Genomic DNA, 15,918 nt, shown 5'->3' on the forward strand with positions numbered 1-15,918 from the left:
CACCCAGCGCAGAGGAGTCACTCGACATGACCGGCACGACGTCCGAGGAACTGCTCGCCGCCCAGGCGTGCTTGCGCCTGCTGCACACCGCGCGCGCCACGCTGTCCGACCCCGGAGCGGTCTCCCCCGCCGCGGCCGCCTCGCTGCTCGCGGGGCCGATCGCGGAGGCCGACGACGCACTGCGCCGCGCGGGCCTCGCGGGGAACGAGGCGGTGCTCATCGACCGGATCTACGACCTCGCGCCGCCCCCGCGAGCCGTCGCCCTGCCCCGCGTCGAGCCATCCCCCGCGACCCGGTCCTGTGCGCGCGAGGGCAGTGCGTCATGAGCGCGCGGACCGCCGAGCCGGAGGGCAACGACTCGTACGGCCACAAGGAGTTCAAGCGCTCCAAGAGCCACTTCGCGGACCGCATCACCGCCGACGGGCGGGACGGCTGGCCGGTCGAGGCGGGCCGCTACCGCCTCGTGGTGAGCCGGGCCTGCCCCTGGGCGGGCCGTGCGCTCGTCGCCCGGCGGCTGCTCGGCCTGGAGAGCGCCCTCTCGCTGGCCGTCACCGATCCCCTCCAGGACGACCGGAGCTGGCGGTTCACGCTCGATCCCGACGACCGCGACCCCGTCCTCGGCATCCGCTTCCTGAGCGAGGCGTACGAAGCGCGCGAGAGCGGCTATCCGGGCGGTGTCAGCGTGCCCGCGATCGTGGACGTGCCGAGCGGCAAGCTGGTCACCAACGACTTCCAGCAGATCACCCTCGACCTCGCCACCGAGTGGACGGCACTGCACCGCGAGGGCGCGCCCGACCTGTACCCCGAGCCGCTGCGCGACGAGATCGACACGGTCATGGAGGGCATCTACCGCGACGTGAACAACGGCGTGTACCGCGCCGGTTTCGCACCGGAGCAGAGCGTGTACGACGCCGCGTGCCGGGACGTGTTCCACCGTCTCGAACTGACCTCGGAGCGCCTCGCGGGCCGTCGCTATCTCGTCGGGGACACGATCACCGAGGCGGACATCCGGCTGTTCAGCACCCTGGTGCGGTTCGACGCCGTCTACCACGGCCACTTCAAGTGCAACCGCTGGAAGCTCACGGAGGACCCGGTGCTCTGGGCGTACGCCAGGGACCTGTTCCAGACCCCCGGCTTCGGCGACACCATCGACTTCGACCACATCAAGCGGCACTACTACCAGGTGCACTCGGGCATCAACCCGACCCGGATCGTGCCGCTCGGCCCCGACCTGACCGGCTGGCTGACACCTCATCACCGGGAACACCTCGGCGGCCGCCCGTTCGGCGACGGCACACCACCGGGGCCGGTGCCCGCGGGCGAGGAGGTGCCGGCTCCCTAGGGCCTGTCCGCCCCCTGGCCCAGCTGCCAGGTGAACTTGTCGCCGCCCACCCACCGCACGGAGTCCGGGTCGTCCAGGTCGTGCACGGTGATGCCCGCCATGACTGCCGCGTCCAGGACGTCCGTGACGGTCTTCGCCTTGCCGACCACCTCCCCGTCGATCTCCACGATGCGGAACGGCGGGCTGCCGGGCTGAACGCCGAGGACCGTGATCCGGGGGTTCGCCATGTACAGGTACGCGCTTTCGGTCATGCCTGGAACTCTTCCACGGCATCCGAGGGTGCCGCCTCGCCAGTCGGCCGCTCGGGCTACTCCCGCGCGGCCCGCAGGAGGCGGGCGCGCCGCACGGCCGCATGGCCGCACGACGGGATCGGCGTACGCGAACGCCCCGAGGAGCGACCAGGGTTCGCCGACCACGGACAAGGCCGCCGACACCACCCCTCAGCCGCTGATCCGCTCGATCGCCTTGAGCACGTGGCCCGCGCCGTCCTCCGCGGCCATCCTGGCGGCGAGGTCCGACGCGGCACCCGCGTGGGCGGCCTCGCGGACCGCACGGCCGAGCGCGTCCGCGAGGCGTGGCGCGGTGAGGTCCTTGAAGGGAATGGGGTCGGTCGCCGCTCCGAGGGCCGCGACGCGGGCGGCCCAGAAGGGCTGATCGGCCATGACCGGCACCGGCACCGCGGGAACTCCCGCGCGCAGGGCGGCCGCCGTGGTGCCCGCGCCCGCGTGGTGGACCACCGCCTCGACCCAGGGGAAGAGCAGGGCGTGCGGCACCTCGCCGACGGTGAGGACGTCGTCGCCGGACGCGGCGAGCCCCGCGCGGCCGGACTGCAGCACTCCGCGCAGTCCCGCCCCGCGCAGGGCCGCCACCGCGAGCTCGCTCAGCCGCTCGCCCTCCCCCGCGGCCATGCTCCCGAAGCCGATGAACACCGGCGGCGGCCCGGCCCGCAGGAAGGCGTCGAGTTCCGGCGGCAGCGGCTGCGCCCGGTCGTGGTGCGGCCACCAGTTGCCGACGACGTCGAGGCCCTCGCGCCAGTCGGCGGGCCGGGGCACCACGGCGGGGCTGAAGCCGTGCAGGACCGCAGGGTGCTCCCGCTCCTGGCGGGCCAGGACCGTGCCCGGCCGTTCGGCGGGCAGCGCGAGGCGGGCCCGCAGGTCGCGCACGGCGTCGGCGTACACGCGGTTGACCATGCGCTGCGAGAAGCGGCCGAGGAGCCGGTTCCCGAAGCCGCCGAGCGACCGGGTGCCGCCGACGACGGGCGGGAACTCCCGCGTGGGATGTGCCGGTTGGAGATACGCCCCCAGGGCCGGTAGGCCCATGGCCTCGGCCAGCTGCCGGCCGAGCGGCGCGGTGGTGGTGGAGAGCACCAGGAGGTCGGTGCCCCGCTCGGCCGCGTCGGCGAGTCCGTCGCCCAGCTTCCGCACGAAGGCGGTGGCGGTCCGCATGAGTTCCCTGCCGCCCTGTCCCGTCCCGCGCCCCTGGCTCTCGGGGCCCGCGGGCAGCGGACGGAACTCCAGGCCCGCGGCCGCGACCAGTGGCGCGAAGGAGTCGTGGGTGGCGAGCGCGACGTCGTGCCCGGCCTCGCGCAGCCGGGCGCCGAGGCCGGTGTAGGGCGCGACGTCGCCGTACGAACCGGCGGCGGTGATCAGGATTCTCGTCATCTGCCTTCTCCGGTTCCTTCCGCTTCGGGAGCGGTGACGGATGCATCGCCGACCCAACCATCACCCTCACGTTTAGGGTGAGACTTGCCTCGGATCTCGCGCTGAATGTGAGGTTCCACTTGTGCCTCCGCATTGGCCCGGACCGCCGTACGCAGATAGTCCGCGAGCCCCGGACGCTGCTGCGAAGGCGGCACGACGAGCGCGAAGGCGCGCGGGTCGTCGACGAAGTCGTCCGCGATGCGCAGATGCATGTCGGGCGGGCAGTCCGTGAACCAGCGGGTGATGTGCAGCCGGTGCGCCTCGGCGATGTCCCGTGCCCGCTCCCCCGCGGCGGGCTCGTCGTCGTCGAAGGCCGCGAGCAGTTCGTCGCGCCAGTCAGCGGCCTCGGCCATGAGCCGCGCCCAGTCCTCCTTGGAGTGCGCGGCGGCGTTCTGCATCGCCGCCCGGTGCCCCGCGCTGTCCTGCCACTTCAGCTCGGCCTCGGTGGCGTAACTCAGATCGAAGGTGATCTCGCCGAAGACCTCGAACCGTTCCCGGGGGCTGAGCCGCACCCCGGTCTGCTGCACCTCCATGGCCCGCTCGGCGACCTCCACCAGACGCTCCAGCTTGCCGATCTGCTCGCGCAGCGCCTGCCGTCTGGCCTTCAGCTGGTCGAGGGCGCAGGCCCCCGGATCGGCCAGGATCTCGGCGATCTCGTCGAGCGCGAAGCCCAGTTCGCGGTAGAAGAGGATCTGCTGCAGCCTGGCCAGGTCGGTGTCGCTGTAGCGGCGGTAGCCGCCCGCGCTGCGCTCGCCGGGGGTGAGCAGTCCGGTGCGGTCGTAGTGGTGCAGGGTGCGCACAGTGACCCCCGCGAAGCCGGCGACCTGGCCGACGGTGTAACTCATGGTTCTCGCCCTTCGTCGTCGTACAGCGTGAAGCCTGACGCGACGTAAGGGTCAAGTCAGCGGCGGCGCAGCGATCCGGGGGTCCGTCCGACGAACCTGCGCGCGGCGCGGGTGAGGTGCGCCTGGTCGGCGAATCCCGCCGCGGCCGCGGCGTCGGCGATGCCCCGCGCGCCGCCCGCGGCCACCAGCGGGCCGACCGCAGCGCGCAGCCGCCGCCACTGGCGCATCGTGCTGAGCGGGATGCCGACCCGCGCCCCGACCAGGGCGCGCAGCCCGGCCGGGGAGAGCCCGAGCTCGGCGGCGACGGCGTCGATCCGGGTGGCGCCCGCGGCCGCCCGTACGGCGTGCGGAATGCGCGGATCGACGTCGGGCGCCCCCATGAGCCCGGTCAGCCCGGCCCGCAGTGCCTCCGCGTCCAGACCCTGGCCGTCGTGCGCCGCGTCGAGCAGCCGCCGCACGGTCGGCGCGTCCAGCCAGGTCGGCGCCGCGGTGTCGGCCCGCAGGCACCAGGGTTCGAGGAAGACGGCGACGAACGCGGACGAGGTGGCGCAGGCGTGCGCGTACTGCGGCGGCACGAGGACACCCGCCCCCGTGGAGGCCCCCAGGACGGCGTGCCCGCCGACGGGGAGGACGAGTTTCCACGCGGGATGCCGATGCGGGGAGACCTCGTACGCACGGGATTCGGCGAAGACGGTGATCTCGCCGAGGTCGACGAACGACGACGGTCCTGGCGTCTCCCGAGGATCAGCGTTCTGTTCAATACGCACCCCGGGGCGGCGTCCGATCATCGCCGCATGCCCACCTTCGCCGCCCCGGCCCTCGCGCTCTTCCTGTCCTGCACGGCTCTCGCCCACTTCGTGTTCCCCGCGTACTTCCGCACTCTGATCCCCGGCTGGCTGCCCGCCCCCGCCATCATCGTCGCCGTGACCGGGGTCGCGGAACTGGCCACGGCGGGGCTGCTGTTCGCCCCGGCGACGCGGACGGCCGGCGGCTGGGCCGCGACCGCCCTGATCGCCGCCTTCCAGCTGTCCCATCTGGACGCCGCCCGGCACACCCGTTCCGCCACCCGGCCGCTCGACACCGTATGGGGTGTGGCGGCACGGCTCGGCGTGAACGCCGGGTATCTCGCCTGGGCCGTCGGAGTCGCCACTTGTTAATGGGATCCATTTTCATATAGTGTGCGGAACACCTCCCCCGTCCCCCATCAGGAGTCCCCATGGCCGTGCCCAAGCGCAAGATGTCCCGCAGCAACACCCGCCACCGCCGCGCCCAGTGGAAGGCCAGCACCCCGCACCTGGTCCCGGTCACCGTCGACGGCACCCGGCACCTGGTTCCGCAGCGCCTGGTCAAGGCGTACGAGCGGGGCCTGCTGACACCGGAGGGCTGACGCTCCCCGCCGATCCGCCCTTCGCCCCGGCCGCGGCGGTTTCCTGCTTCCCCGGCAGGAAGCCGCCCGCGACCAGCACGGCCACCGCCGCCCCGAACACCCACCAGGAAGCGGCCTGGAAGGACTCCACCGCGGCGTGGCCGCCGTCGGCCTGCCGCTGGAGCAGCAGGGCGACGACGGCGATGCCGAGCGACGCGCCGAGCTGGTTGACGATGTAGAGCACCGACGTGCCCTGCGCGACGGACTCGCCGGGCAGCGTCCGGTAGAGAGAACCCATGGTGGGCGCGCCGATGAGGCCGAGGCCCACGCCGGTGGTGAACGCGCAGGCACCCAGCAGGACTTCACTGGTCGAGACGCCCGCCCGGACGTGGACCAGGGAGCCGAGGGCGATGACGAGCGCGCCGAGCGGGGCGAGTCGCCTGGCCCCGACCTTGTCGCTCAGCCGCCCGGCCACGGGCATGGCGAGGAACGAGCCGACGCCGAGCGGGGCGAGCAGCAGCCCCGCCGCGAGGACGCCGTGGCCGCGCACCTCCTGCTGATAGAGGGGCACGAGGAACAGCATCGAGAAGAGCATGACGCCGGTGAGCCCCATGACCGCGACGCTGGCGGAGAAGCCGCGGCTGCGGAACAGGCCGAGGCCGATCAGCGCCCTGGATCCCACCCGCACGGCGTGCACGCCGTAGCCGATGAGCAGCAGGGCGCCGAGCGCGAGCGCGACGATCACCGGCGCGGCGCCGAAGCCGGAGTCCTCGCCCGCCCGCGAGAGCGCGAAGGTGAGGACAGCGAACGCCGGACCGAGCAGCGCGAGACCGAGCACGTCGAGCGGTGCGGCCGTGCGCTCGCTCTTGGGCAGGTCGGCCGGCACGACGCGCAGGGACAGTGCGAAGGCCAGGACGCCGATCGGGATGTTCACCAGGAACATCCAGCGCCAGTCGAGCCCTTCGATGATGAGGCCGCCCAGGATGGGGCCGAGTACGGGGCCGAGCGGGATGACGATCCCCATCAGGCCCATGACCCGGCCCACCCGCTCGGGGCCCGCGACACGTGCGAGCAGGGTGAGCATGATCGGGTCGAGCATGCCGCCGCCGAAGCCCTGGACCACCCGGAAGGCGATGAGGCTCTCCACGTTCCAGGCGAGGCCCGAGGCCAGTGAGCCGACGACGAAGAGGGCGAGGCCGGTCAGCCACATCCGCCTGCTGCCGAAGCGGTCGACGGCCCAGCCGGTGAAGGGGATGGCGAGCGTGACCGCGAGGAGGTAGCCGGTCGCGACCCAGCCGACCGTGCCGAGGGAACTGTCGAAGTGGTCGCCCAGGGTGCCGATTCCGACATTCACGATCGTGCCGTCGAGCAGGCCCATGAGCCCGCCCATCAGCAGCACGGCGATCAGCCGTAACAGCGCCGGGTCGAGGCGGTCGCCGCGGCCGCGTATCTCCGTCATGGGTCGTCCTCCGGTGACATCGAGTCAGATTGAACTGGCTGGTTCAATCTAATGTTCAGTTCAGTAGGAGACAACCATCACGGAAGAATTCTTGAACTACCCAGTTCAATCAGATGGGTTGGGCGGTAGCATGACGCGGTGACCGGACCCCATCTCTCCACCACGGACAGCCGCCGGACCTCGCGCGGACGCATCGACAAGCGGGAGGCGATCCTGGACGCGGCCTTCGTCGTGTTCGCGAAGGAGGGGTACGGCAAGGCGGGCGTGGACGCGATCGCCGGTGAGGCAGGGGTCGCCAAGCCGACGGTCTACAACCACTTCGGCGGCAAGGAAGGGCTCTTCAAGGAAGCCATGACCGCGACCGCCGAGCGGGCCGCCGCCAAGAGCCTCGCCGTGCTGACGCGCCTCGGCGGTGACGTGGACGACCTGCCGCAGGCACTGCGGGACGTCGGGCACGGACTGCTGCTCTGCTACACGAGCGACGACGCCTGGGCCCTGCGGCGTCTGCTGCACGCGGAGATCTCCCGGTTCCCCGACCTGTTCGAGAAGGTCTGGGGCAGCGGCCCGCACCAGCTCACCGAGGCGCTCGCCGACCGCCTCGCCCGGCTCGCGCTCGCGGGGAGGCTGCGCCTCGACGATCCGGTGCGCGCCGCCGAGCAGTTCGTCGCACTGCTCACCGGGCCGATCGAGGGACGCTCCGTCCTCGGCACCCGCACGGTCCCCGACGACGAGGTGCGGGCCACGGTCGCCGCGGCCGTCGAGACCTTCACCCGGGCCTTCGCCGCGCCGCGCGAGTGAGGCCCCCGACGGCTCGACCCCGCGCAGGCGCGCGGGGTCGAGGTGACGCGGGGGCCGGTGCCGTCAGTTGCCGACCGGCTCCAGGTAGTCGTGCTCGATGAGCCACTTCACGTTGAGGCGCTGTCCTTCGCCGGGGTTGAGGAAGATCGGGTCGAGCTTGATCTGCTGGCCGCCGCCGGGCTGTTCGAACCAGGGGGCGATGCTGCCCTGCCAGACGTAGAACGGCTTGTTGACCTCGTAGACGCGGTAGTCGCAGGAGAACGCGGCGTCACGGGTGTTGAGGTTCTGCGGGGGCAGCGCGCGCTCCGCGTAGGAGTCGCCCGCGGGCGCGAGGAACGAGCCGTACTCCGACCCGAACCGGTCGAGCCGCTCGCCCTCGTCCAGGCGCTCGGGGTGCTTGTCGATCTGGCCGTTGACCGTGTCGAAGCCGTCGTTCGGCGGGTACTTCCAGCTCCCGGTGCCCGCGGGGCCCTCCCAGTACTTCTTCAGGAAGGACGTCGGCGACAGCTTGCCCGTCCGCTTCCAGTTCTTCAGGAGCGGGCCGACGGGGCGCTCCCACTTCTTGGGCAGCCAGGCCGGGCCGAGACGGGCGTCTCCGTGGAACTCGCCCGTGCACGGCTCGTGCGCCGCGCCGCTCGACGCCGGGGGCGCGGGTGCGGCGGTAGCGGCGCTCGCGGCGGGGGCGGCCGCCATGACGGTCGCCACCCCGAGCGCGGCCAGGACGGTACGCATTCGGATCACACGGCTGTGGTCCACTCGGCAACTCCTCGTACGGATCTGTGCGGTCACTTCTGTGCGGTCACTTCTGTGCGGTCACTTCTGTGCGGTCACTTCTGTGCGGTCAATGAGAATCGCTCGCACACCGTATAGGAGTAGTGGCGCTGCGTGGCCGACTCGCCTTGCGGCGCCCCCGCGTTGGCCGATTCCGGTCGCCCGGCCGGGACGAACCCCACGTCAATGGCCGGGTGCGTCGGCGGCGTTCAGCGCGGTGGCGCAGACCTGCCGGGTGCGGGCCGCGTAGGAGCGGGCCGCCACGAGGAGGCCTGTGCCAAGGCCCCCGAAGGACAGTCCGCCGAACGTCACCATCCAGGTCATCCCGGTGCCGGTGGTGAACACGCCGGTCGGCTCCATCCGTTGCACCGCGCCGAGCGCGCTCAGCAGGGCGTAGCAGAGAAGACCGATTCCGTACGCCGACAGGGCGCCGCCGACCAGCCAGGCCGGGACCAGCGGCAACAGGCGCGGGACACGCCGCCCGGACAGGAACAGCGTCCAGCGCGGGAACACCTGCCCCCAGCGGTACAACAGGCCGACCAGCAGGAAGATGCCGGGCAGCGAGGCGAGGACGGTGACATCGACGCCGATCTGCGCGAGCGGCCGCGCGGCCCCCGTGGCACTGGACTCGACGTCCGCCTGCCACGCCTCACCGCTCACGCTGATCGCGTCGCCGCCGAACAGCCAGACCGTCTTGACCAGGGACCACGGCAGCAGACCGCACACGAGGACGTACGCCGCCACCCGGGTCCGCACCGACGCGACGGAGGCCGGCGGGTGGTGCAGCGGCCCTTCCTCCGGACCCTCGTGCCGCACGCCGCAGCGGGCACAACGGCCGCGCAGGCGACGCCGGTACGCCACGGCGACCATCGCGACGAGCACCGCCCCGCAGGTGTTCAGGAGGAGCTGGACGAGCCCCGTCGCACTCTCCACACCCGCGCCCGACACCAGCGTCACCAGGTGCATCGGCAGCCCGACCGCGCCCCATCCGAACGCCGGGACGAGGAGTGCGAGCGACGTCCCCAGCACGATCCTGCCCGGTCTCGCGCGCTCCTTGGCCGTGGCCGCGCAGACCGCGACCGCGAGGACGGCGAGCACCGCCTGGGCCAGTTGCAGGGCCACCGGCTGGTACACGTGCGGCGTCAGGGGGACGCCGGTTCCGGTCGCGGCCCAGGTGACAAGGATCGCGGCGTACAGCACACCCCACACGCGTACGGCGAAGGGTGCCCACACGGGCCAGCGGCGGCCCCATGATGCGGGCGGGCCTTCGAACAACCCGCCCGTGCGGCCGAGTTGGGGTGTGTGCGTGGGGAGCGTCACCAGGTCCTCCAGGTGTCCGAAGATCGCCGACACCACGAGGTTCGCCGCCGGCGGCCGCGCCCGCGTCACTCCCCGGGACCGGCCGCCTCCCCCACGCGGTGGACCCCGGACACCGGGGGTCGTCCGGCGGGCCCCCTCCCCCGCGGGATGGCGCGTGGGCCATTGCGTGGCATCTCCCGCACCGCGCGTTGCGGCACTTGTCCGCCCGGGCGCGCTCGGGGCACTGTGGCTGCCACATCCGTCACCACCGACGCACGAGGTGCAGGCATGAGCAGCGGAGCAGGGTCGGCCGGGAATTCCGGGAGCGGTTGGGGGCGGCGGCGGTTCATCGGGACGCTCGGCGCGGTGGCCGCGACGGCGGCGACGACCTCGGCCACCGCCTGCGCGGCCGGTGCGGCGCCGGACCGGGAGCGCCGGGCCGCGAGCGCCTCGCTCCGTCACCGGCCGCGCCGCGCACGGCCGTTGTTCCTCGGGACGTACACCTCCCAGGAGGGCGGCGGGAAAGGCATCGGCCTTGCCACGTACGACGACACGACGGGGCGGATCACCGGCACCGGAACGCTGACCGGCGTGCCCGACCCCTCCTATCTGGCCCTGCACCCCTCAGGTCGGACGCTCTACGCCGTCGACGAACAGGAGAAGGGGCGCGTCACGGCCGTCGCCCTCGCGGCGGACGGCGAGGGCCCGCCCCGGATCCTCAACTCCCGTGCCACCGGCGGCGCGGGCCCCTGTCACCTCTCCGTACACCCCGACGGCCGCTGGCTGCTCAGCGCGAACTATCTCTCCGGTAGCGTGAGCGTGCACCCCGTCGAGCGGTCCGGCGCGCTCGGCGAACGCACCGACCACGTCACGCACTCCACCCCCGAGCCGGGTCCCGGCCAGGATGGTCCGCACGCCCACCAGATCATCACGGCACCGGACGGCCGCCACATCCTCGCCGTCGACCTCGGCAACGACACCGTCTACACCTATCGGCTCGACCCGAAGTACGGCAGGCTGCACCAGGTTTCCGCCGCACGCGTGCACCCCGGCGCGGGGCCGCGTCACCTCACGTTCCATCCCGGCGGGCGCTTCGCCTACCTCGCCGACGAACTGGACAACACGGTCGTCGTCTGCGCGTACGACCCCGCCACCGGCCGTCTCGCACCGGGCAGGCCGCAGCCGACCGGCACCGGCGACGGCACCTCGTATCCGGCGCAGATCCTGGTCACACGTGAGGGCCGCTTCGCCTTCCTCGCCAATCGCGGGCACAACAGCGTCACGCGGTACGCGATCGAGGACGGCGGGGCGCGGCTGCGGCTCCTGGACACGGTGGCGGTCGGCGGCGACTTTCCCCGGCAGCTCGCCTTCTCCCCGTCCGAGCGGCTGCTGTTCGCCGCGAACCAGAAATCGGGTTCGGTGAGCGTGTTCCAGGTCGACGGGCGCAGCGGCGCCCTGCACCGCACGGGCGAGCCGTTCGCCGCGCCGATCGCGGTGTGCGTGCTGCCGCTGTAGCCTCGGCCGGGTCACCGCGTGTCGGCGAGTCCGGCGGACGCACGCCCCGGACCTGGACCGAGGCAGGACCCATGAGTACGGAGATGACGGCTCTGCTGGTTGTCGCGGGCCTCGTCGTGGCCGCGACGCTCGTGGTCGCCGTGGTGCTGCTCGTGCGGCTCGTCCGCACCCGTCGCACCCTGCGCGACGCCGGGCTTCCCGTCACGCGGCAGTGGGTCTTCTGGGGCGCGGTCGCCTATCTCGTACTGCCTGCGGATCTGCTGCCCGACCCCGTCTATCTGGACGACATCGGGGTGCTGCTGCTCGCGCTGCGGTCCCTGCGGTCAGCCGCCGACGGGCCGTCCGCGCCGGGTCGTTGAGAGGCGGGCGCGCATCAGCAGGGCGTGCATGCACTCGGTGACCTGGCTGACGTCGTCCACGGTCTGGTGGAACGCGAGGCGCACATCGGCCTGGCTGCGGGCGCGTTCGAGGCGCAGGGTGATGCCGTGCCGGTCGATGGCGAGCGGGCGCACCCGGACGACGCCCTGGAGGCTGTCGGGGCTGATGAGGCGGGTGAGCTGTTCGACGGCGTCCGGGTGGGCGTCGGCGAGATGGGTGAGCAGGCGCGACTCCGCCTCGGCGAGCGGGTCGGGCACGGTCAGGGCGAGTTCGTCCAGTTCGACGCCGAGGCGTCCCGTGGAGTCGTGCAGGACGGCGCACACCGGGTCGAAGATCAGCTGGTCCCGCCGCTGCACCAGCGAGCCGGACAGCCACAGCCGGGCCCTGATCCGGTCCCTGACCGGCACCGGGGCGACGTCGGCGAATTCGATCAGCGTGGACGGCTCGCCGTGCGGTGCGCAGATGAGGGCGGCGGCGAGCGCGCTGTCCTCGGGCGGGCGCAGCCGCAGTTTGCCGTCGTCGGTGACGGTGTGCGCGCCCACGAGTTCGTCCTTGCCGATCTCCGTGGTCACGGCACAGGACCATGCGGTGGCCAGCATGGAACGCGCGCGTGCTGCCGCTGTGGGCTCGGTCGTGCCGCTGTGACGGACACCCATCCTCAACCTCCATTAGGTAAGCCTTGCCTAACTTATCGGAGATCGTGCGGCACTGCCAGTACGCGAAAGCCCCGCGCGGCGAACCGCGCGGGGCCATGGCACATACGTCAGTTGACGCGATCCGCGGCCGTCCGCCCTGCGTCGGCCCGGCCCGCGTCCGTCGGCGGGATCAGTGACCTCGGGCGATCCACTCCTCCAGGTGCGGCGCCTCCGAACCGATCGTCGTGCTGTCGCCGTGCCCCGTCCGCACCACCGTCTCGGGCGGCAGCGTCAGAAGCCGCTCCTTGATGGACTCCACGATCGTCGGGAAGTCACTGAAGGAGCGGCCCGTCGCACCGGGACCGCCGGCGAAGAGCGTGTCACCGGTGAAGACGGTGCCGAGGGCGGGCGCGTGCAGGCTCACCGCGCCGTGGCAGTGGCCCGGCGTGTGCAGCACCTTCAAGGCCGTGCCCGCGACGGTCAGTTCCTGCCCGTCGGCGAGCTCACCGTCCGGGGCGCGGTCGGGGTGGGTCTGCTTCCACAGCTCCGCGTCGGCCGGGTGCAGGAGGATCGGCGCACCGGTGCGGGCGGCGAGCGCGGGGGCCGCGTCGATGTGGTCGTCGTGCGCGTGCGTGCAGACGATCGCGACGAGACGGCGCTCCCCCACCGCCGCCGCGATGGCGTCCGCGTCGTGCGCGGCGTCGATCACGATCGCCTCGCTGTCGTCGCCCACGATCCATACGTTGTTGTCGACCTCCCAGGTGCCGCCGTCCAGGGAGAAGGTCCCGGACGTGACGAGGTGGTCGATCCGCGCGCCGGACGCGCCCGCTGCAGCGTCGGCCGCCATCAGAAGATCACCACCGAACGCAGGACGTCGCCGTGGTGCATCCGCTCGAAGGCCTTCTCCACGTCCTCCAGGGCGATGGTCTCCGTGACGAACGCGTCCAGGTCCAGCCGCCCCTGCTGGTAGAGGTCGATGAGCATCGGGAAGTCGCGGGACGGCAGGCAGTCGCCGTACCAGCTCGACTTGAGCGCGCCGCCACGCCCGAAGACGTCCAGGAGCGGCAGCTCGATCTTCATCTCCGGGGTGGGCACGCCGACCAGGACGACCGTGCCCGCCAGGTCACGGGCGTAGAAGGCCTGTTCGTACGTTTCCGGGCGGCCGACCGCCTCGATGACGACATCGGCGCCGTGACCGCCGGTCAGCTCGCGGATCGCCTCGACGGGATCGGTGGAGCGGGAGTTGACGGTGTGCGTGGCGCCGAGGCCCTTCGCCGTCTCCAGCTTCTTGTCGTCGATGTCCACGGCGATGATCCGCGCGGCACCGGCCAGGCGGGCGCCCACGACGGCGGCGTTGCCGACGCCGCCGCAGCCGATGACCGCGACCGAGTCGCCGCGGCCGACGTTCCCGGTGTTGATGGCGGCGCCGATGCCCGCCATCACACCGCAGCCGAGGAGCCCGGCCGCGGCGGGCGAGGCGGCCGGGTCGACCTTCGTGCACTGCCCGGCGGCGACGAGCGTCTTCTCCGCGAAGGCGCCGATGCCGAGCGCGGGCGAGAGCTCGGTGCCGTCGGCCAGGGTCATCTTCTGCTTGGCGTTGTGCGTGTCGAAGCAGTACTGGGGGCGGCCGCGCAGACACGCACGGCACTGGCCGCACACCGCACGCCAGTTGAGGATCACATAGTCACCGGGGGCGACCTCGGTGACGCCCTCGCCCACCGACTCGACGACACCCGCCGCCTCGTGCCCGAGCAGGAACGGGAACTCGTCGTTGATCCCGCCCTCCCGGTAGTGCAGATCGGTGTGACACACCCCGCACGCCTGGACCTTCACCACGGCTTCCCCCGGGCCCGGGTCCGGCACCGTGATCGTCTCGATCCGTACCGGCTCGCCCTTCGCGCGTGCGATCACGCCCTGCACCTGCTGCGCCATGACTTCAGCCCTTCTCTCTCTCCGCGCTCTCCACGCATTTCGCGTCCCATCGTTACAGGTCGCGCGGCAGGTGTCCCCGGCGGCGCCGCAACCCGCGCCCACCCGGCGCGCCCTAGGGTGAGCGCGTGCGTGATCTCGCTGCCCAGGCCCTGCTCCCGGTCAATACGGCACTCGCCGTGGCCCTGCTCGTCCTGCTGCTCGCCGCCGCGACGGCGGCCGCCGTGTTCCGGCTCTCCCCCGACGGCTCGCGCGGCCGGGCCCGTGAGATCCTCGTCGCCGGGGTACGCGCGACGGCCCAACTGGCGGCCGTCTCCCTGGTGATCGGCTGGGTGGTGCACCACACGGCGGCCCTCTACGCCTTCCTGCTGCTCATGTTCGCCGTGGCCACCCGCACCGCGGGGCGCCGCGTCACCCCGAACGGCACCTGGTGGTGGACCGCGCTGCCCATCGCCGGACCCGTCGTGCCCGTGGTGACCGGTCTGACCCTGGCGGGACTGCTGCCCGTACGCGGCATCGCCATGATCCCCGTCACCGGCATCCTGATCGGCGGCGCACTCACCGCGACGGTCCTCGCGGGCCGCCGCGCCCTCGACGAACTCCGCACCCGCCACGGCGAGTTCGAGGCCGGCCTCGCCCTCGGCCTCCCCGCCCACGACGCTCGCACCGAGGTCATCCGCCCCACCGCCTCCGACGCTCTCCTCCCCGGCCTCGACCAGACCCGCACCGTCGGCCTCGTCACCCTCCCCGGCGCCTTCGTCGGCATGCTCCTAGGCGGCGCCTCCCCCCTGCTCGCCGGCGCCGTCCAGCTCTTCGTCCTCATCGCCCTGCTGTCCGTCCAAGCGCTCTCCGTCGCCCTCACGGTGGAACTGATCGCCCGGGGGCATCTGCATCGCGAGGGGCGCGAGGGGGTGACGGGGGTGCGGGCTTAGGCTCGGCTCCATGTCCGCGGTGGGCAGACGGCTCGCGTCAGGTGTCCAGAGATCAGAGTCGGTGCAGGTGACATGGCGCTCTGCCGCTGAGCTACGCCGACCCGAAGCCGACGACGGGACTCGAACCCGCGACCACCCGTTCCCCAAACGAAGTAACCCGCTCCTTCGCACCTGGACGCCCTCACCGTAGCGAGCGGCACTCTGCGGCGGCACCTGGATTTTCGCGCGGTGCGATGGCTGCCGAGCTGAGGAAGCGTCAGGCACTGCGGCAGGAAAGTACGACGCGAGAGAGCGTCCGTGATCCTCGCGGCCCGGACCCGGCGGCCATCGATCTGAACGATGCGGCGGTGATCGTGGGGGCCGCGACTGCCGTTCCTGGGTCCCCGAGGCCGGAGAGTGGCAGCGACGTGGGCAGTAGCCCTGCGCGCGGCAGGCGGAGCGTAGGCTCGCCCGCATGTCTGTCTACGAAGAAGAGATCGGTGCCCTGCAGGGCGGCTCCGCCGACCTGCGTCAGTTCGACGGCAAGGCCGTCCTCGTCGTCAACGTCGCCTCCAAGTGCGGCCTCACCCCGCAGTACGCGGGCCTGGAGCGGCTGCATGAGCAGTACGCGGCGCGGGGGTTCAGTGTGCTCGGGGTGCCGTGCAACCAGTTCATGGGGCAGGAGCCCGGGACGTCCGAGGAGATTGCCGAGTTCTGCTCGGCGACGTATGGCGTGACCTTCCCGATGACGGAGAAGGTCGACGTCAATGGGGAAGGCAGGCACCCGCTGTACCGGCGTCTCGTCGACACGGCGGATGCGGAGGGGCACTCGGGCGATGTGCGCTGGAACTTCGAGAAGTTCCTCGTGGACGGCTCCGGCGCGGTCGTCGCCCGGTTCGGTCCGCGTATCGAGCCGGATGCCGCCGAGGTCGTTGCCGCGATCGAGAAGGTGCTTCCGGCCTGACCGCGG

At 72.4% G+C, this 15,918-nt stretch carries 19 protein-coding genes; 9 read left to right on the forward strand and 10 right to left on the reverse strand.

Annotation, left to right across the window (positions count from 1 at the left end; all coding sequences use genetic code 11):
- The first annotated feature begins 26 nt into the window (after nucleotides 1-26).
- Nucleotides 27-326 (forward strand): hypothetical protein, encoded by a 300-nt coding sequence (locus ACFWZ2_RS02730; RefSeq protein ID WP_384540763.1) that lies wholly within the window; start codon nucleotides 27-29, stop codon nucleotides 324-326.
- Complete coding sequence (locus tag ACFWZ2_RS02735) at nucleotides 323-1,342, forward strand: glutathione S-transferase family protein (protein WP_384540765.1); 1,020 nt, start codon at nucleotides 323-325, stop codon at nucleotides 1,340-1,342. Before ACFWZ2_RS02730 ends, ACFWZ2_RS02735 begins: the two co-directional genes overlap by 4 nt.
- Here ACFWZ2_RS02735 and ACFWZ2_RS02740 read toward each other — a convergent pair.
- From ACFWZ2_RS02740 to ACFWZ2_RS02755, 4 genes are all read right to left on the reverse strand, one after another.
- Nucleotides 1,339-1,593, reverse strand: coding sequence for a hypothetical protein (locus ACFWZ2_RS02740; RefSeq protein ID WP_384540768.1), 255 nt, complete (start codon nucleotides 1,591-1,593; stop codon nucleotides 1,339-1,341). The genes ACFWZ2_RS02735 and ACFWZ2_RS02740 overlap by 4 nt on opposite strands.
- Nucleotides 1,594-1,782: 189 nt before the next feature.
- Nucleotides 1,783-3,003 carry a glycosyltransferase gene (locus ACFWZ2_RS02745; protein WP_384540770.1) on the reverse strand — a complete coding sequence of 407 codons (1,221 nt, stop codon included), beginning with the start codon at nucleotides 3,001-3,003 and terminating at the stop codon, nucleotides 1,783-1,785.
- Nucleotides 3,000-3,887, reverse strand: coding sequence for a MerR family transcriptional regulator (locus tag ACFWZ2_RS02750; RefSeq protein ID WP_384540773.1), 888 nt, complete (start codon nucleotides 3,885-3,887; stop codon nucleotides 3,000-3,002). The genes ACFWZ2_RS02745 and ACFWZ2_RS02750 overlap by 4 nt, the downstream gene beginning before the upstream one ends.
- Nucleotides 3,888-3,943: 56 nt before the next feature.
- On the reverse strand, nucleotides 3,944-4,675 hold the full coding sequence (locus tag ACFWZ2_RS02755) for a helix-turn-helix domain-containing protein (RefSeq protein WP_384540775.1): 732 nt from the start codon (nucleotides 4,673-4,675) through the stop codon (nucleotides 3,944-3,946).
- A gap of 6 nt (nucleotides 4,676-4,681) precedes the next feature.
- On the opposite strand from ACFWZ2_RS02755, the gene ACFWZ2_RS02760 reads away from it, so the two are divergent.
- Nucleotides 4,682-5,044, forward strand: coding sequence for a hypothetical protein (locus tag ACFWZ2_RS02760; RefSeq protein WP_384540777.1), 363 nt, complete (start codon nucleotides 4,682-4,684; stop codon nucleotides 5,042-5,044).
- Between the two features lie 59 nt (nucleotides 5,045-5,103).
- Entirely contained in the window at nucleotides 5,104-5,274 is a 171-nt protein-coding gene (gene rpmF / locus ACFWZ2_RS02765) for a 50S ribosomal protein L32 (protein WP_384540780.1), read from the forward strand.
- Here the strand turns inward: rpmF and ACFWZ2_RS02770 are convergent.
- Nucleotides 5,234-6,712 carry a DHA2 family efflux MFS transporter permease subunit gene (locus ACFWZ2_RS02770; protein ID WP_384540782.1) on the reverse strand — a complete coding sequence of 493 codons (1,479 nt, stop codon included), beginning with the start codon at nucleotides 6,710-6,712 and terminating at the stop codon, nucleotides 5,234-5,236. The genes rpmF and ACFWZ2_RS02770 overlap by 41 nt on opposite strands.
- Nucleotides 6,713-6,850: 138 nt before the next feature.
- Here ACFWZ2_RS02770 and ACFWZ2_RS02775 point away from each other — a divergent pair, with 138 nt between their 5' ends.
- The gene (locus tag ACFWZ2_RS02775) at nucleotides 6,851-7,510 is read left to right on the forward strand and encodes a TetR/AcrR family transcriptional regulator (protein ID WP_384540784.1); all 660 of its coding nucleotides are present in this window, start codon (nucleotides 6,851-6,853) and stop codon (nucleotides 7,508-7,510) included.
- Between the two features lie 63 nt (nucleotides 7,511-7,573).
- Here the strand turns inward: ACFWZ2_RS02775 and ACFWZ2_RS02780 are convergent, their stop codons facing one another.
- Together ACFWZ2_RS02780 and ACFWZ2_RS02785 are read right to left on the reverse strand one after the other, a co-directional pair.
- On the reverse strand, nucleotides 7,574-8,242 hold the full coding sequence (locus tag ACFWZ2_RS02780) for a TNT domain-containing protein (RefSeq protein WP_384541256.1): 669 nt from the start codon (nucleotides 8,240-8,242) through the stop codon (nucleotides 7,574-7,576).
- A 222-nt stretch (nucleotides 8,243-8,464) separates the two neighbouring features.
- Nucleotides 8,465-9,670 carry a hypothetical protein gene (locus ACFWZ2_RS02785; protein ID WP_384540786.1) on the reverse strand — a complete coding sequence of 402 codons (1,206 nt, stop codon included), beginning with the start codon at nucleotides 9,668-9,670 and terminating at the stop codon, nucleotides 8,465-8,467.
- A gap of 198 nt (nucleotides 9,671-9,868) precedes the next feature.
- Between ACFWZ2_RS02785 and ACFWZ2_RS02790 the strand changes: the two genes are divergently transcribed.
- Nucleotides 9,869-11,095 carry a lactonase family protein gene (locus ACFWZ2_RS02790; RefSeq protein WP_384540789.1) on the forward strand — a complete coding sequence of 409 codons (1,227 nt, stop codon included), beginning with the start codon at nucleotides 9,869-9,871 and terminating at the stop codon, nucleotides 11,093-11,095.
- A gap of 71 nt (nucleotides 11,096-11,166) precedes the next feature.
- A complete protein-coding gene (locus ACFWZ2_RS02795; protein ID WP_384540792.1) occupies nucleotides 11,167-11,454 on the forward strand; it encodes a DUF1232 domain-containing protein in 288 nt (95 codons plus the stop codon).
- On the opposite strand, the gene ACFWZ2_RS02800 is transcribed toward ACFWZ2_RS02795, so the two are convergent.
- The 3 genes from ACFWZ2_RS02800 to ACFWZ2_RS02810 all read right to left on the reverse strand — a co-directional run bounded on the left by ACFWZ2_RS02800 (nucleotide 11,419) and on the right by ACFWZ2_RS02810 (nucleotide 14,040).
- Nucleotides 11,419-12,129 carry a DUF2470 domain-containing protein gene (locus ACFWZ2_RS02800; RefSeq protein ID WP_384540794.1) on the reverse strand — a complete coding sequence of 237 codons (711 nt, stop codon included), beginning with the start codon at nucleotides 12,127-12,129 and terminating at the stop codon, nucleotides 11,419-11,421. The genes ACFWZ2_RS02795 and ACFWZ2_RS02800 overlap by 36 nt on opposite strands.
- Before the next feature lie 169 nt (nucleotides 12,130-12,298).
- Nucleotides 12,299-12,955, reverse strand: a complete 657-nt coding sequence (locus ACFWZ2_RS02805) for an MBL fold metallo-hydrolase (protein ID WP_384540797.1) — start codon at nucleotides 12,953-12,955, stop codon at nucleotides 12,299-12,301.
- A complete protein-coding gene (locus ACFWZ2_RS02810; protein ID WP_384540800.1) occupies nucleotides 12,955-14,040 on the reverse strand; it encodes an S-(hydroxymethyl)mycothiol dehydrogenase in 1,086 nt (361 codons plus the stop codon). Before ACFWZ2_RS02810 ends, ACFWZ2_RS02805 begins: the two co-directional genes overlap by 1 nt.
- A gap of 125 nt (nucleotides 14,041-14,165) precedes the next feature.
- Between ACFWZ2_RS02810 and ACFWZ2_RS02815 the strand changes: the two genes are divergently transcribed.
- Both ACFWZ2_RS02815 and ACFWZ2_RS02820 read left to right on the forward strand, forming a co-directional pair.
- A complete protein-coding gene (locus ACFWZ2_RS02815) occupies nucleotides 14,166-14,969 on the forward strand; it encodes an ABC transporter permease (protein ID WP_384540803.1) in 804 nt (267 codons plus the stop codon).
- A 454-nt stretch (nucleotides 14,970-15,423) separates the two neighbouring features.
- Nucleotides 15,424-15,912, forward strand: a complete 489-nt coding sequence (locus tag ACFWZ2_RS02820) for a glutathione peroxidase (protein WP_384540805.1) — start codon at nucleotides 15,424-15,426, stop codon at nucleotides 15,910-15,912.
- Nucleotides 15,913-15,918 lie beyond the last annotated feature (6 nt).

This window comes from Streptomyces sp. NPDC059002 (assembly GCF_042740435.1).
In the GTDB taxonomy this organism is placed as follows: Bacteria; Actinomycetota; Actinomycetes; order Streptomycetales; family Streptomycetaceae; genus Streptomyces.

Coding starts and splice junctions, on each gene's coding strand:
- ACFWZ2_RS02730 (WP_384540763.1), top strand. CDS start 27: ATGACCGGCACGACGTCCGAGGAACTGCTCGCCGCCCAGGCGTGCTTG.
- ACFWZ2_RS02735 (WP_384540765.1), top strand. CDS start 323: ATGAGCGCGCGGACCGCCGAGCCGGAGGGCAACGACTCGTACGGCCAC.
- ACFWZ2_RS02740 (WP_384540768.1), bottom strand. CDS start 1,593: ATGACCGAAAGCGCGTACCTGTACATGGCGAACCCCCGGATCACGGTC.
- ACFWZ2_RS02745 (WP_384540770.1), bottom strand. CDS start 3,003: ATGACGAGAATCCTGATCACCGCCGCCGGTTCGTACGGCGACGTCGCG.
- ACFWZ2_RS02750 (WP_384540773.1), bottom strand. CDS start 3,887: ATGAGTTACACCGTCGGCCAGGTCGCCGGCTTCGCGGGGGTCACTGTG.
- ACFWZ2_RS02755 (WP_384540775.1), bottom strand. CDS start 4,675: ATGATCGGACGCCGCCCCGGGGTGCGTATTGAACAGAACGCTGATCCT.
- ACFWZ2_RS02760 (WP_384540777.1), top strand. CDS start 4,682: ATGCCCACCTTCGCCGCCCCGGCCCTCGCGCTCTTCCTGTCCTGCACG.
- rpmF (WP_384540780.1), top strand. CDS start 5,104: ATGGCCGTGCCCAAGCGCAAGATGTCCCGCAGCAACACCCGCCACCGC.
- ACFWZ2_RS02770 (WP_384540782.1), bottom strand. CDS start 6,712: ATGACGGAGATACGCGGCCGCGGCGACCGCCTCGACCCGGCGCTGTTA.
- ACFWZ2_RS02780 (WP_384541256.1), bottom strand. CDS start 8,242: ATGCGTACCGTCCTGGCCGCGCTCGGGGTGGCGACCGTCATGGCGGCC.
- ACFWZ2_RS02790 (WP_384540789.1), top strand. CDS start 9,869: ATGAGCAGCGGAGCAGGGTCGGCCGGGAATTCCGGGAGCGGTTGGGGG.
- ACFWZ2_RS02795 (WP_384540792.1), top strand. CDS start 11,167: ATGAGTACGGAGATGACGGCTCTGCTGGTTGTCGCGGGCCTCGTCGTG.
- ACFWZ2_RS02800 (WP_384540794.1), bottom strand. CDS start 12,129: ATGGGTGTCCGTCACAGCGGCACGACCGAGCCCACAGCGGCAGCACGC.
- ACFWZ2_RS02805 (WP_384540797.1), bottom strand. CDS start 12,955: ATGGCGGCCGACGCTGCAGCGGGCGCGTCCGGCGCGCGGATCGACCAC.
- ACFWZ2_RS02810 (WP_384540800.1), bottom strand. CDS start 14,040: ATGGCGCAGCAGGTGCAGGGCGTGATCGCACGCGCGAAGGGCGAGCCG.
- ACFWZ2_RS02820 (WP_384540805.1), top strand. CDS start 15,424: ATGTCTGTCTACGAAGAAGAGATCGGTGCCCTGCAGGGCGGCTCCGCC.